Below are 14,511 nucleotides of genomic sequence, written 5' to 3'. Positions count from 1 at the left end.
TATCCCAATGCATGATGGACCAGCGGTAGGCATTAAGGTCATTGCACCTAGTGACAGCAATCTTTTTGAGGCTACCCGTGCTATTTATGTAGGAACTGGAGGCGATCTGAATGTGCAGATGTTCGACGGTACTACAGCGATTATTCCCGCCATGCCAACAGGCATGTATCCTATTTCTGTGGTAAAGGTTCTAGCAACATCTACGACAGCAGCTGGAATAAGAGGGTTTTACTAATGGGGGTCTGGGTGGGTCTGGGACTCAATATTAACCTTAACGGCTCGAATAGCTTGGCGGGGGGCAGATCCAGCAAGCTTATTGCAGCAGACAGCTTTGACCGTGATGATAATAGTTCTGTTTTAGGTCTAACAGATACGGGACAGCCGTGGATAAGCCACACAGGCACATGGGGGATTCAATCTCAACGTGCGTATACGCCTGCAGGAACGGAAAATTACGCTACCGTTGATGTAGGCTTAACGGATTATAAGGCGGAAATTTCCCTCTCGGTACGTGTCAATCGATCGGGTCTGGTTTTCAGATTTACTGACTCCTCTAACTGGTATAGGTTTGTGCTGAGCTCGACCACTGTTTTTATGCAGCGCCGCTTATCGGGAACAACAACGTCACTTTCTTCATTTTCCGTTACGCCTACGGATGGAGATACTATGAAAATTATAGTGAATGGAAGCCAGTTTCAAGGCTATTACAATAACGAGCTCAAGGTGACTGTTACAGACACAACTTTTCAGACGCCAACCCTTGTTGGATTGGAATCTGCGGGTTTGGTTTGTCGTCTGGATAACTTTAAAGTGGAGGTTTTATAACATGATTATTACCGTAAGTAAGATTGGTACTGGTACTGATGATGACCCATACCGTCCTGACTACAATGGGGATTGGCAGTTAGTTGAGGAACGGGAAAATGAATTTGTGATCGAAACCCTGTAACGGGCTACAAGTGACAGTCTTGTAGCCCGTTCATTATATCTCCGGGCGTTAATACGTTATGGCCGCCGCATAACATGAGGGTTGAACATGTCAAAACTGTTTTCCAATTAAATCTTCAGTTATTGAAGATCAAAATTGAAGATCAAAACAGAGAAATCGGGCGTTAAATTAGCTCCTGACGCCGGGGAGTATTAAGAAGGAGGAGGCAGGTTAAGTGGATATTCAAAAGGGTACCGAAGGGCAGGGCAAGGAGGATATTGCTTTCGCTAAAAGGCTTGCAGCCGCTCAAGAGAAATGGCGGCTGGAAAAGGAGAATGAAATTGAGCAAATTCGCAATGAATACAAGGATCATGACATGTATCGGCAGGCTACCGAGTATCTCCAGCGCGCTAGCGGCATAAACGATATCATGACTCTTAAGGAACAAATCGAGCTGATTGAACTGCAGGATCGCGCAGAAGAGGAGAATGTTTCTCCGCAAGTGAAGCGACGTATCGAGGAGCTTGAGGCAAAGGCTGCACGAGCGGATGAAATGGAGGCGGAACAGAGTCAAAAGCAAGCTGTTCTGGCTTTCGAAAACATGCTGAAGGAATTTTGTGCCGACAAAAAAATTGATGGAAATTCCATTCACCATGAGGAGCTTTGGAAGTATATGCACGAGAATGAAATTGCAAAGCCGGAATTTGCTTTCAAGGCTATGAAAGCAGATGCTTTAGAGTCTAAACTTTCCTCAGCTAAAGAGGATGCCATTAAAGATTATTTAAACTCCAAACGTGGAGTGAAAACAGATAGCGCACCAGGTGCAGCCGCTCAATCCAACACCAAAATAGGTGGAGGATTCAAAGGGGCAGAGGCTCGAGCGATTGAGCGAATCAAAGCATCTCGGAATGCTGAATAAGAGGAGGAAATATATATGCCAGCAACATTGTCCACTATTGAAGAGGCTCTAAAAATTGATTATTTGCCTGAGGTGCAGGAGCAGGTCAATAACGGTTCCAACTACTTTATTAAAAAACTGAAGGATAAGGCTGAGAAAATTGATGGTGATGGTAAAAACTTTTATATCGCCCATCATTTTGGCCGCAATAGCGGAGTCGGGGCCGGTACTGAGATGGGTGATCTACCCAATGCGGGGCAGCAAGGCTACAAAGGTTCTTCTGGTAACGTTGCTTACGTTCATGGCCGGCTTCAAGTATCCAACGCTACCATTCAAGCCTCCAAACGGGACGAAACATCATATATTCGTGCGTTGACAAGCGAGGTTAAAGGTTTAACAACAGACCTTCAAAACTACATGCGTCGTGTTTCCCTGGGTGACGGAAGCGGTAAATTGGCAGCATTTCCAGCTCAGTCGGCATCAACGACACTTAACGTGGATGATGTTCGTTTGTTTTTTGTTGGCCAGGTTATTGATATTTATACCTTGCCGAATACTGCAGCTGCAACGGGGCGTACGATCACCTCGGTTGATTACGATGCAAAAACCATTACAATCAGCGGCGCGGCAGTTGCGACGACGGCTGGACAAATCGCGGTATCTACCGGCGCATTTAATTTGGAGCCGATGGGACTGGCGGGTATCATCAGCAAGACTAAAGCACTGCAAACGCTTGATCCAGCCACATATACATGGTGGCAGTCCACTGTAATGGCGAATGGCGGTACAGGCAGAGCGGTATCCGATACGCTTATTCGTTCACTGCTTGATCGGCTGGATATTGTTAGCGGCAAAAAAGTGGAATGGCTTGCTTGCTCCCATGGCGTTCGTGCAGCTTATGAGGCATCTCTTACCTCTATGAAGCGTTTTGTTAATCCGATGGAGCTGGAAGGCGGCTATAAAGCGATTGAATTTGATGGTATGCCGCTTATTGTTGATCGCTACATGCCGGCTAAACGTATTTGGGCTGGAAACTGGGATGATCTTGGCTTGTACTATACATCGCAGCTGGCCTTTATGGATGAAGACGGCAGTATGTTTAGCAGGGTCCCTAACAAAGCTGCTTACGAGGCAACGGCATTTTGCTACGAGACGATGGTTTGCCATAATCGTCGTTCATTTGGTGAATTGGGAGATCTCAACGAACCGAACGGCTATTAATTTAAGAATCAGAATGAAAGGGGCCTTCGGGCTCCTTTTTTATAGGAGGATCAATGAATAGACACTATAAAGACGGTTTTACCAGAGTGATGATTAATGATTTATATGACGTTGAGCCACAATTGCAAGCCTATGATGAGCATCTATATTTAATGTGGAATCCTCATACAGGAGAGCATTTAATCATGGATGGCTGGACAGAGCTTGCGGTTATGAAGCTGCCACAGACTGGTTTTCCAGAGCTGTCGAGCCGCGTTGTCACCCACATTCGTAAAATTCATACAGCTAACGGTTTCAGCGCTGCAGCTGTGATCGAGAAGGCTGATGAAATGCGGGAGCATCATTTGGAACAGCGCAAGGAACAGTTGGCAAAGGATTTTGCCAAGGATATGTATAACGGCGATAAATATTCCGTATCGATTGGCGGTGCAAGTACATGAACGTAGGAGAGTTAATCGAACGTGTCCGGCTAGAGATATTCAATGACCTTACCGATGCTGAAATAGTCGGCAGGTTCAATGAACTCTCTCGACGGCTTTTTCGATCATTTCCTTTGCCGAATAAAGAACATATTTTTGTAACAGCTGCAACTAATGGATATGTACTACCCGCAGATTGTCCCGAAGATCGTATTCAGTTGGTTACGGTTGGGGGCATGAGCTATACAAAAATATCTCCTAATTTGCAAGGGCCACCAAACTTTTATGCAAAAATGATTGGGGGCAAGCTTTATTTAGAGCCGAATCCTATTCAATCAGAGGTCGTGCTGTTGTATAGACAGCGTCCTCCTGCACTAAGTGCAGGTCGCCTGGCTGATACGCCAGGGCTTCCTGAAGATTACCATGGGCTTTACATTTATGATGCGGCAGCATGGATTGCCGGACTGCAGAAAGATGTGGATATGCTCAATAACTTTCGCGCTGAATTTATTTCCCTTCTGCAGGATGCACAGAGGGATATTAAGACTATGGGAATTAGGAGAGTAAAGGAGACGACATTGTGGTAGATCGCATGTGGCAAGGCATACGGGGTGTTTCCGACCCGATACCTGTGAGAGCGTTTAACGGGATATTCAAGCCGGATGATGAGGGCTTTAACTTGCCAGATGACGTTTTCACTGAGCTTACTAATTTTAGCGCCAACAAGTATCCAGCTATTACAACTCGTAAGGGATATACGGTAATTGGGGCATATGGTTCTGGCTCAGTGCTGGGTATGGGGGCTTGGAAAGGGAAGGAGCTGCATGCCGTATTTTCGGATGGGACTTGGCGCAAGTGGGATACAGTAGTATGGACTATTCTTGCATCAGGGCTTAATACGGCAGCAGAATGGACCTTCTGCAACTTTAAAGGCAACTTGTCAGGTATTAATTTAATTGGGTCGAATGGCATTGATGCTATAAAAAGATATGACGGGTCAACTGTTCAAAATCTTGCAAATGCTCCATCAGGGGGCAATTTTATTACGACTCACTCCAATCGGCTATATTGTGCAATAGGCAATTCTGTTCGCTTCTCAGCTCTTAATGAAGCCGACGACTGGACAACCGTAGATGATGCGGGTGAAATTGCGGTTGATACGCCAGATGGCGAGACGATTAATGGGCTGAATGCAGGCAATGGACACTTGACCGTCTTTAAGCCCTCCAGTATGCATGAGCTATACGGCAAGGGGCCGCAAAGCTACAGCATGGACAAGGTAGCTTCTGATATTGGAGCCGTAAGCAATAAGTCAATTATTGCTTATGATGAGACACTCCCTTTCATATCGCGGGATGGCATCTATCGGTACAGCGGAGGGATTCGTCCTCGCAAGGATTACTCTGTACCTGTACAGACCATCATAAACAATGCCAATAAAGCAAATATTCATAAAAGTGTTGCTGGCAACGATGGGGCGAGCCTGTACTTTGGTCTGCCTTTAGACACCTCCTCTCAAATCAACTGTATCCTTCAGCTTGATCCTATTCATCAAGCATGGTACACATGGGACGGCATTTCTGCAATGCAGATGCTTCGCGTTGGCGATTATATGTATGTTGGCGATGCAACAGGAAGAATATTGCGTCTAGGAACAGATACAGATGCAGGAGGAGCTATTACAGCGACGGCGGTGACAAAACCATTCACAGCAGACAGTCTGGCGCGGAAGCAGCACTGGTTTAGGCTTTGGGTTGTCGCTACTTTAGCAGCCGGAAGTACACTTCAAATATTCATTAGCGGCCAACCAACAGGAAACAGCTGGATACCACTGCCTATCATATCAACCGACACAGGCATTAGATATAAGGAGATTTTAGTCCCTATTAACAGTATTGCCGCTGCTAATAGTGTAAGGCTTAAAATTGTAGCAACGGGAAGAGTGACGATTCACGAAATTACAAGACAGCTTCGGCAGCTGCCTACAAGGAGATGATGGAATGCCCACACAAAGCATACATGTTGCAGCAGAGGTTGGCACGATAGAGGATTCCTTCGAGCAGCTCGCTAAGCTGCAAAAAACCGTGAAGTATCTAGTGAACGGCAATTTAGATTTTGAAAATATCCGTGCAAGAGGGATTAAAGCCGACAATATTGAGGCTGGTTCTATAACAGCTAATGAGATTGCAGCAGGAACGATTACTTCAGATCAAATTGCAGCGGGAACCATCACCTCAGACAATATTGCGGCTGGCTCTATCACAGTAGATAAAATAAAAATAACGGAGCTTCTTGCGGCAGTAGAGGCCGAAATTGATTTTGTTGTATCTAATGTAACGATAACGAATGTATTAGCTGCGGATAAGGGGTATATCGCTGAGCTTACGGTGGATCAGCTGGAAACAAGTGACAAGGTGCAAAAGTATTTAAACAGCGATACTTCGGATGTTAATTATATTCGTATAAGAGGGCAGACGGCCGAGTGGGTAACTGCCAGCCGGTCGGGGAGTTCGATAGAGCAGGCTAGAGACCGCTATGGTAACTTATTATATTGGACCAATTCAGCGAAAACTGCTGTTACCGCTCAGCCAACAAGCTGGGGGGTCATGCAGTACGTTTATAATGAACTGGTGAAATCCGCGATTAGCTTTCAACTGAAGGATGGGCAATATTTGCCAGAGTTTCAGTTGGGATCAGGAAATGGCAACGGCAATAGAGGGAAGAGTTTCATTCGAAAGCTGACAGACGGTATTGCTATTCAATATTACCGTGAGTCAAATGGAGAATTGGTTGAGCTAAAGGTGGGAGAGAGTGGTGTAGGGTTTGGCATAGACGTGCGCACATCTGATCCGACTAGTCCCGCTGTCGGTCAGATGTGGTTTAGGAGTGACTTGTAATGGCGGTTGATAAAAGCAGATTATTTACTTCTCAATCCATCGCCTTCTCCATTCCCAAGATCGGAAAATGGATAAAAGGCTACAGTCAATTTTTAACGAAGTATACAAGGGATGCTTTGCCTAATATTACGAACTCAGAGGGAGTTACAGTAGCACATTTTCATAATGAAGTAGGGCGTGGCGGTTATTTTCCAGCCTATGCAGGAACCTCGGAAGGACAATTTTTAGCTTTGCGGGGTTATTTGGATATGTATGGAACGACACATGAACGAGAGTGGCTGGATAAGGCTCTTCATCTTGCCTCTTCACTGGATTGGGTTTATTACAGCGGCATGTCTCTTCCTGAGCCCAATGTAACCAACCAATTATGGGTCCCTTACTGGCTCGTTAATGCTAAGCAGAGTCAAGCAACCTCAGAGGAGTTTGTATTGGACGATGTTATTCATTTCAATGGCGGTGTAGGCTATACCTCTAAAGATGTAAACCGAGTATTTTCTGCCCGTTCATTAGACAGCCGGTTGAGCTGGGATAGTCCAACAGCAGATATTATCGGCACGAAATATGATGTCTATTATTTTGAGCCTGTATCCTCTGGCACTTTAATTCGACTTCGTTCAAATTTTACAGGCGATTTATATGTGGCATTATCAACACTTACCGGGCCAATTATCCATAAAAATGAAGTTTTTGACGCTTATCCGATTTGGCGTAAATATAAAGATGGCGAAAAAGGCGCAGCGGTTGATTCCCTCTTTTGGTCTTATGACTGTTATGAACTGTTATACCGCTTTACAGGAAACACAAAATGGTACAAGGCAAGAGAAGCAACTAAAAATATGATCTATATGTCACATCAAATTACTGTGAATAATGATTATTTGACCTTGGATACGAGCAGTACCGATGCTCTTAACTCGGCAGGCACTTATATTTATGACATGCGAGCCAATAAAACAAGATCTTATCGAAAGCCAAGTGGACATATTGTGCTAGAGGTGAAAGCAGACAGCAACTATAAATCTGTAGAAATTGGCAAAGGGAATATACAGGAAAAGTGGGATAGTGCTAACAAGTATATAGACGTGCGCTTAGCTTCGGATATTCCCTTAACGGCTAAAGCCGTTATCATACCTAATATAGAGCATTATGACCAATATTGGGAGGCTCGATTGCAGCTTATTGGCGGGAATAACCTTCAAACCATATCGCTGCGATATGCAGATTTTTATAATGCTAGTCAGGTTAGATGGAGTGCATATTATAGACCGGATAGCCAGAGTGGCTTTATCGTAAAAAGTTCGCATAGCACAGTGAGCTATATGGATGTTTCTACTTCATTGGGAGCGACTGCGCGGCGATTTCAGTTTTTTCGGGGTGAAGAGAAAGGTACCATCATAGACTACTCGGAAACGGATGAAGATGGAACACCGATTCCTAAAGAGATTGTATATACCTACACCGGCTGGGCCCAGTATTTTCTAACCTTTGCCGAAGGGATGCCTAGTACGATTTTACCGATGCAATATCGTGGAAATGGAATGGGTATGGTCGTAACAGATGCCAATGGCGTAGGTTGGGTGGCCAATCTGCCAGATCGATCATCCTTTGGTACGGTGGCTCTCTCCTGGAGTGATTTTGTGCTGGCAGATTACCAGGAGGTGGATATATCAGGTGTGACAGGGCCGGCCGGTGGGCGTGTGCGGAATTACGCGCTGAATGGATTGAATATTCAGGCCTGGTGCGAGATTGTATATATCGGAGTGCTGCAGAAGATGCCGCTTCAAACCAATATATCTACCTTTTGCATTAATGATAATGAACCAGCAGCCCATAAATTGACGATTGAATACGTAAGACCGTATCCTCTTCCGGTTCTGAACTATACGCCATGGGTGGCACCTTTCGGTTTTGGAACAGAAAACAATCAAATTATGAATTGGAGAGGAATGCCGTATTCCGGTTACCAGGCTCCGTACATTTGGGAGAAGCTTAATGAGTCAACGGGGGTAAACGTCGTCTTGGGCTTTTTATCAGATGCGGCAGATGCTTATTATGCGGCTACAGGAGTAAGAGGAGGTTTTGCTCCTGTTTATTTATGGGACAGATGGGATTCGAAGGATTATGGAGCTAAAAATACGTTTACATGGGACGGTCCAGACCCCAATACAACCTGGGCAGGCTTCCAATATCGGACGGCTGACACGGTAGCTAGGACATGGTATTTGGACCCCGATAATCAAGTGGCCGCAACCTTGACACTGGATTTTCTCCATATGATTAATAGGTACTGGACCAGCAGTCAGAATAAAATTTTAACCGACTTTCCTTCAAATGGAGCTCCTTATGGAAACTATGATGAGACACATATGGCGGGTCTATTGCTGCGTACAGCGCTGTATGCCCATCTGGCTGGCGGGGATGATTCTGTCATTATTACTATTATTACAAGAAGCTTAAGATACTTGGACAGGTTTTATGTTGATCCCAATACACCGACCAGCCAAGTAGGGGGGACATGGTCTGTCGATCCTAGTAATGATATTTGGTATACCTATTGGGGCGGGGAAATATTAAGCGCATTGTCCTTGCTTTTAAACCACACGTTAGAGTTTTTGAATGTGAAGGGAGCCTCTCGTGTGCATAGACTGCCCATCTATCATCCAAGTATTCTGGAATCAGGCAGCTCCTCCATGCGGATAACAACTCCAACACGCGTTGGCGCATTTGAGCTGTTGGCTACAAGTGATGCGAAGGCAAGTCCAATACGGGTCTACACCCGTTCAGGAGTGAAGGCGATTAGAGATAGTTGATTTAGCAATAGTTCTTAGAGCAGTATTCATTGAAGCAAAGAGGAGCCGTTAAGCCGTTTATTAAGCCGTTTATTTAACGGCTTTTTTTATTATTTTTGGAGGTGAGCGTTGTGACAGTAAACACAAATCAAAATCAATATTTGACGAATATGGCAGCGGGCAAGACAGCTGCGGGTGGAACAGCAAATGCAGGCCAGCAAGCTTGGGCAAAGGCTCAATTAGCTAAAAGTAGTATTCCTAGTTCAACCACGGCGGCTAATACAACAAACGCGACGTCGCAGACTAACACTCTAGAAAAGAAGAAAGCAGATCCAATATTACCTGATTTAAGGGCTAAATCTGGTTCGTCAGCATCTCAAAATCCGGGGACGGGAATCTTTACTCCGGTTGTGCCCAAAGTAACTCCCGTACCAGCTCCGACGACCACTCAGCCAACCCCCTCTTTTTCAACACCGCAATATAATGATTGGCAAGCTAAGAGTGCCCAACAGTATGCGGCGCTTGAAAGTCTTACGGGAACACCCTTCAGCTATGATCCCGAGACTGACGCCGGCTATCAGGCACAGCGGCAGCTGGCACAAATTCGTGCAGGCGATGCAAGTAAAAGCGCTATGGAGACGGCTAACGAAAAGGGTATTTTAAATAGCAGTCTGACTTCGTCGCAGCTAGGTCAAATTCAACAGCGAGCTGAGCAGGAAGCAGTAGCATATATTCCTGAATATCGCCAACAGGCTTATGCGCAATATCAAGACCGTTTGGCTAATGCCGCCAATCTACTAAATACAGCACGAGCACTTCGTGGGGATCAGTTTAATGAATCCGTGACGGAGGCAGGCTTAACGGGAAACTATATGCCAGCCGGTTCACAGCAGCTTATCCAGCAGCTCATCGGTTTAAAACAGCAAGCGGAGACAAAAGGAATTACGGCGACAGATCGTGCGCAGCTTAGTGGGCAGGCGGATGTTATCCGCTCGCAGCTTCAAGCGATGGGGGTGAATACGTCGACCCTTGGGGCAAATGTTTCAGCAGCAAATGTAACCGCTAATCCTTATGCAGGTACAAGGACATTGGCCGGTCAAGAAATGGATTTGGCCAATAAACAAAGTAACTGGAATGCTTATATGGATATGGTCGGGCAAACGGGTAATCTAGGTTCTGGCCCAACGCAGACATGGGGCAGTCTTGCGAAAAATGCGAATGTCGGACAGCAGACATTAGCTGGCAAGCAATATGATCGCGGTGTTTTTGAGTCTGATCGAGCCTATAATTATACGGCCGGTCGAGATGCCGTTTCTGACAAGCAATGGCTGGATCAGTTTAATGAGCAGGTTCGGCAATTCGGCATGCAGAACGCGCTTCAATGGGCAGCACAAAATCTTAATGAACAACAATATAAAGATAATAGTGCTCGACAGTGGGCAGGCTTGGATTGGGAGATGTCCCAGACGAACAGCAGTGCATACAATGGCATGAATCTAGACCAAGCGTATGGCGCCATTAGCCGCTTATACGGCACTCCAGTTCTCGATTCGTCAGGGCAGCCTACAGGCAAAAATACGATGCCTACAAACGCTACAGATCGCGAGAAGATGTACACATCGGCTATCGATCTTGGATTACCCGAAACACAAACAGATCAGCTTCTTCTATCTCTTGGTTTTAGTAAGGACGAGTTAAGTGCGCTCAATAAGAAGCACGGAGTGACCGAGGGAAAGTAAGTGGCTCTGGTAATACCAGTATTCCGTCAACTTATCAGAGCATCGTTAATGCGGCGGCACAGAAATATCATATAGAACCTAGCTTAATAGCGGCCATTATCCAGCAAGAATCCAGTTGGAATCCTCAAGCTAAATCATCCGCTGGTGCCGGTGGCCTTATGCAGCTCATGCCTGGAACAGCTTCCGGGTTAGGAGTGAAAGATGTCAATGACCCGATTCAAAATGTAAATGGCGGTACGAAGTACATCAGTCAAATGATGAGCAAATACAACAACGACCCCCAGCTAGCATTAGCCGCTTATAATTGGGGACCGGGTAATTTGGACAAGGCAATTAAGAAATACGGAGCTAACTGGTCAGCAATTGTGAGTTATGCTCCAACGGAAACACAGAAATATGTAGCCAAGGTAATGGGAAACTGGAGGGGAGCGGGTGTCAGATAAATATGATGTCGTGCGAAACCGACAGCGGCAAGGAGAAGAAGCGAAGCAGAACGTACTCTCTGGCATGTACAACCGTCCTGCAGCTGTACCAGATAAGTATGAGGTTGTACGCAACCGCGTATTGCAACAGCCTGCCGTTCAATTGGCATCGCCGACGCCAGCTTGGGATAAAATAGCGGGGGCTGCCCAGGGTGGAAGCGCAGCTCAGGCCAAACCGGAGCAAATACCAGGAACGCTATTTAATCGTGATTTTTCGCCAGCAACGGGTTTTTCGGGAACGGTGATGGGACAGAAGCAGCGTTTGAAGGAGCAGCAAGCGGCAGAGCGGCAGGAACGGGCTTTGAATTCCCGACTATCCAAGCTGACGTCGTGGTATCGGCCAGCGGAATGGCCGACGGCAAAGCTGATTGATCGGATTGTCCCGAAAGAGGTGGATGAAGGACTTTCGAGCCTGCTGGATGGGAAAACGGGAGGGGAACGACTGGGTGAGGCTATACGAGCGATGCCAGACATTCCCGGGGTGACGGATACAGGACCTGTCCCCAACTTTATTCGCGGAATAGGGGATACGGCGACATTAGGATTATCCTCGTATATGGATCGACAAATGGGCATGCCAGAACGTGCCGAGGGTGCCACGCAAACAACGGCGGGCAAAGCGGGTCAGTTTGTGGGTTACCTATTACCCGGCACGGCAGCATGGAAAGTAGCTGGTGCTGCTACGAAGGGGATGGCTAATAAAGCAGGTCAAACATTAACACGTGGGGCAATGGGCGGTTCGATGCTGGGTACCGCACGCGAAGTGGGTGAATACCAGCTGGGGGTGAATGAGCAGTCTCTAAGCGGTCGTGCTGCAGATGTAGCCTTAGATACGGTGTTGGGAGGTGCTGGAGATCTGGCTCTATACGGGCTGGGTAAGGGTGTGCAGATGGTTAGACAGGCGCCGGGAGATGTGCTTGCCAGCACGCTGAGAAATGTAGACAGCCATAATAATACTGTAGGAGAAGCGCGAGTAGGGTGGATGGATCCAACAGGAGAAAGAAGTGGCTTGCGAGGAATCTCAGGTAGTTTGCCAGATGTACAAGCCGCACTGCCTACAAGTATTTCAAAAGGCAAATCGGCCGATCCTCCTCCGAATTCATGGGAGGATTTTGTGCAAACCGGGCAACAAATGAAGCAGGAAGGGCGCTTGACTCCCGATCGGGGGGCGGAAGGGCTGAAGTCACCTCGGATTCCAGTGACGGACATAGAGGAGACAAGACTCAGTAACCTAATAGAGCGTACTTTTTCGGAGAAAAAGAGCCGTGGCAGCTCAGGAGATGCTCCCCGAGCAGGCTCATCGATGAGCAAGTTGGAAGCTCCCCGTGCCACTATTACGAAGGCGGCGGAGCGATTAAGCCAGGCGGTAGAGGGAGCTGGGAAAGTCTTGCATCCCATCCGAGCGGCATTGGAAAGGCTGAAGGAGCTTGGAGGGAACCAAACACAAGCACTTCGTAACCGTCAACTACCTTCAGACATGCAGCACGGGTTGGGAAACCGGGCTTCTAGTACTGCGAATAACATGAGTGGGACTGCCTCTAACGCCAGAGGCGAATTAGGCCCAGCGGAATTGAATATTTTATCTAACGAGTCGTTAAGCGCAGAGCAAATGGGTACAGGGCATAGGCTAATGCAAGAGCTAGAAGCAGCGGGAGAACATCAGCGAGCTGCTGCCCTAGGAGATAGGCTGACCCAAGACTTGGCGCAGGATGTAAACTCTGATACATTTAGGATAAATGGGATGTTAGAAGAGAATGCAGATTTCGCTGCTGGTTATAAAGGTAGTGAGCCTCCTGAAGTAGCTGCTGCGAATCCAGTAGGAAGTCTACACTTTCAAAACACGAATCATCTGTCTAGTGAAACTGAACCGATTGGTCGAACGGTAGCAAAAGAAGAAGGCAGTTCGACTGCTGGAGCCTTGAAAAGTACTGAAATGAGAAACTCAAATATTGAGAGTAGAACGAGTGCTAAAGTTGAGGGGGCGGATGAAGGTAAGAATTTCATTGATACTAAAGGATATAGGAATGATACACCGCTTACCAAAGAACAGATAAATGAATTAATTAGTTATGCAAAAAAGTTGAACTTTCCAGAATATAATATTCACATTGCGGATAGTGTAAACACTACCCCTACAAGCATAATGTACGATACGATTTTGACAATAAATAATGATGTATTACCATCCAAACTACCAACAAAAAATCCGAATTCTTTGATTAGTGGTAGGGGCACTATAGCACATGAAGTGGTTGGACACTACGAGACAGTTAAAAAAGGAACTGCTTATAATCAATATGATCTCATTGACAATGTACCAGTGATCAATTTAATAAATTATGCTTTAGATGAAGCCCAAGCTAGCATTAGGGCGGCACGATTTGCATCAGAATTAAGTCAATCCGAGAAAGTTATGCTTTTAAGAGATGGTATTCAAAGATTAAGGAATGCAAATTTGAAGCTAAAAGATGTTAAACATTTACTTGATATAATAGAAAGGTAGGGTGAAAAAATGCGTTATGAACATTTTATGCAAATAGGCCTGACCGTTAATGATAAAAAAATGGGGCATATTATTATAGGAGCTGATCCTAAGTTCACCCTAGATAATACAAGCGGACTAAATATCGTTGATAAATATATAATGGTTAAAGCAACTCTGGAAGAATTGAGGTTTAAAGTCAAGAAGGTAGATATTTCAACTTCTATGTTTGGAGATCTTAGTATCGGAATTATTATTTATGATTCAGATGATTTTAACAAAATAAATGCAGGCGATATAGTTTATAAAGTATTGGATTGAGTTTTTTGTTTAGTTTATCGTTGCCTATTCATATAGAACTAAATTCATTGAGAACGGTGGGGGGACTACCCAGTAGCGTATAAATTTAAAATTAATGAAATAACACATCCAACCGCTGAAATGTAGTATAAAGTTTTCATCGCTTTGTTTGTGCATATATCCATGTTTTAATTTTATACTCTAAATAACGATAAAGCGTTACAAAAAACAGGTTGATTATGGTTAGATACCGCCATAATTGACCTGTTTTTTGTTGACTTCGTTTTCTTGGTCAGCTTCAATGAGGTGGAATTGCGCAATTGACAAGCGATTCAAATAGTACTTAGTGAAATTTA

Annotated in this window: 14 protein-coding genes; all 14 read left to right on the top strand. The window is 45.5% G+C overall.

Annotated elements, in window-relative coordinates:
* Nucleotides 1-7 precede the first annotated feature (7 nt).
* The 14 genes from WH37_RS17140 to WH37_RS17080 all read left to right on the top strand — a co-directional run bounded on the left by WH37_RS17140 (nt 8) and on the right by WH37_RS17080 (nt 14,176).
* Nucleotides 8-235 (top strand): spike base protein, RCAP_Rcc01079 family, encoded by a 228-nt coding sequence (locus tag WH37_RS17140; RefSeq protein ID WP_046231815.1) that lies wholly within the window; start codon nt 8-10, stop codon nt 233-235.
* On the top strand, nt 235-825 hold the full coding sequence (locus WH37_RS17135; protein ID WP_046231814.1) for a hypothetical protein: 591 nt from the start codon (nt 235-237) through the stop codon (nt 823-825). The genes WH37_RS17140 and WH37_RS17135 overlap by 1 nt, the downstream gene beginning before the upstream one ends.
* A gap of 1 nt (nt 826) precedes the next feature.
* Nucleotides 827-949: a hypothetical protein gene (locus tag WH37_RS37095; RefSeq protein WP_269431320.1), complete on the top strand. Its 123-nt coding sequence runs from the start codon at nt 827-829 to the stop codon at nt 947-949.
* A gap of 214 nt (nt 950-1,163) precedes the next feature.
* Entirely contained in the window at nt 1,164-1,847 is a 684-nt protein-coding gene (locus WH37_RS17130; RefSeq protein ID WP_046231813.1) for a hypothetical protein, read from the top strand.
* Between the two features lie 15 nt (nt 1,848-1,862).
* Nucleotides 1,863-3,047, top strand: a complete 1,185-nt coding sequence (locus WH37_RS17125) for a phage major capsid protein (RefSeq protein ID WP_046231812.1) — start codon at nt 1,863-1,865, stop codon at nt 3,045-3,047.
* A 53-nt stretch (nt 3,048-3,100) separates the two neighbouring features.
* On the top strand, nt 3,101-3,487 hold the full coding sequence (locus WH37_RS17120) for a hypothetical protein (protein ID WP_046231811.1): 387 nt from the start codon (nt 3,101-3,103) through the stop codon (nt 3,485-3,487).
* Complete coding sequence (locus WH37_RS17115; protein ID WP_046231810.1) at nt 3,484-4,053, top strand: phage adaptor protein; 570 nt, start codon at nt 3,484-3,486, stop codon at nt 4,051-4,053. Before WH37_RS17120 ends, WH37_RS17115 begins: the two co-directional genes overlap by 4 nt.
* Nucleotides 4,047-5,462, top strand: a complete 1,416-nt coding sequence (locus WH37_RS17110; RefSeq protein WP_052737036.1) for a hypothetical protein — start codon at nt 4,047-4,049, stop codon at nt 5,460-5,462. Before WH37_RS17115 ends, WH37_RS17110 begins: the two co-directional genes overlap by 7 nt.
* Before the next feature lie 4 nt (nt 5,463-5,466).
* Entirely contained in the window at nt 5,467-6,363 is an 897-nt protein-coding gene (locus tag WH37_RS17105; RefSeq protein WP_046231809.1) for a hypothetical protein, read from the top strand.
* Nucleotides 6,363-9,173, top strand: coding sequence for a hypothetical protein (locus WH37_RS17100; protein WP_046231808.1), 2,811 nt, complete (start codon nt 6,363-6,365; stop codon nt 9,171-9,173). The genes WH37_RS17105 and WH37_RS17100 overlap by 1 nt, the downstream gene beginning before the upstream one ends.
* 110 nt (nt 9,174-9,283) lie before the next feature.
* Nucleotides 9,284-10,891, top strand: a complete 1,608-nt coding sequence (locus WH37_RS17095) for a hypothetical protein (RefSeq protein ID WP_046231807.1) — start codon at nt 9,284-9,286, stop codon at nt 10,889-10,891.
* Nucleotides 10,892-10,911: 20 nt separating this feature from the next.
* Nucleotides 10,912-11,334, top strand: a complete 423-nt coding sequence (locus WH37_RS36490; RefSeq protein ID WP_046231806.1) for a lytic transglycosylase domain-containing protein — start codon at nt 10,912-10,914, stop codon at nt 11,332-11,334.
* Complete coding sequence (locus WH37_RS36050) at nt 11,324-13,876, top strand: hypothetical protein (RefSeq protein WP_052737034.1); 2,553 nt, start codon at nt 11,324-11,326, stop codon at nt 13,874-13,876. The genes WH37_RS36490 and WH37_RS36050 overlap by 11 nt, the downstream gene beginning before the upstream one ends.
* Nucleotides 13,877-13,885: 9 nt before the next feature.
* Nucleotides 13,886-14,176, top strand: a complete 291-nt coding sequence (locus tag WH37_RS17080; protein WP_046231805.1) for a hypothetical protein — start codon at nt 13,886-13,888, stop codon at nt 14,174-14,176.
* Nucleotides 14,177-14,511 lie beyond the last annotated feature (335 nt).

Source organism: Paenibacillus algorifonticola (genome assembly GCF_000971975.1).
GTDB classification, from domain to species: Bacteria; Bacillota; Bacilli; order Paenibacillales; family Paenibacillaceae; genus Pristimantibacillus; species Pristimantibacillus algorifonticola.
Note: the sequence above shows the minus strand (reverse complement) of the source record. Positions and strands in the feature narration are given on the sequence as shown.

What these genes read in the sequence shown, in the direction of transcription:
- WH37_RS17140 (WP_046231815.1), top strand. Translation starts at nt 8, where the DNA reads ATGCATGATGGACCAGCGGTAGGCATTAAGGTCATTGCACCTAGTGAC.
- WH37_RS17135 (WP_046231814.1), top strand. Translation starts at nt 235, where the DNA reads ATGGGGGTCTGGGTGGGTCTGGGACTCAATATTAACCTTAACGGCTCG.
- WH37_RS37095 (WP_269431320.1), top strand. Translation starts at nt 827, where the DNA reads ATGATTATTACCGTAAGTAAGATTGGTACTGGTACTGATGATGACCCA.
- WH37_RS17125 (WP_046231812.1), top strand. Translation starts at nt 1,863, where the DNA reads ATGCCAGCAACATTGTCCACTATTGAAGAGGCTCTAAAAATTGATTAT.
- WH37_RS17120 (WP_046231811.1), top strand. Translation starts at nt 3,101, where the DNA reads ATGAATAGACACTATAAAGACGGTTTTACCAGAGTGATGATTAATGAT.
- WH37_RS17115 (WP_046231810.1), top strand. Translation starts at nt 3,484, where the DNA reads ATGAACGTAGGAGAGTTAATCGAACGTGTCCGGCTAGAGATATTCAAT.
- WH37_RS17105 (WP_046231809.1), top strand. Translation starts at nt 5,467, where the DNA reads ATGCCCACACAAAGCATACATGTTGCAGCAGAGGTTGGCACGATAGAG.
- WH37_RS17100 (WP_046231808.1), top strand. Translation starts at nt 6,363, where the DNA reads ATGGCGGTTGATAAAAGCAGATTATTTACTTCTCAATCCATCGCCTTC.
- WH37_RS17080 (WP_046231805.1), top strand. Translation starts at nt 13,886, where the DNA reads ATGCGTTATGAACATTTTATGCAAATAGGCCTGACCGTTAATGATAAA.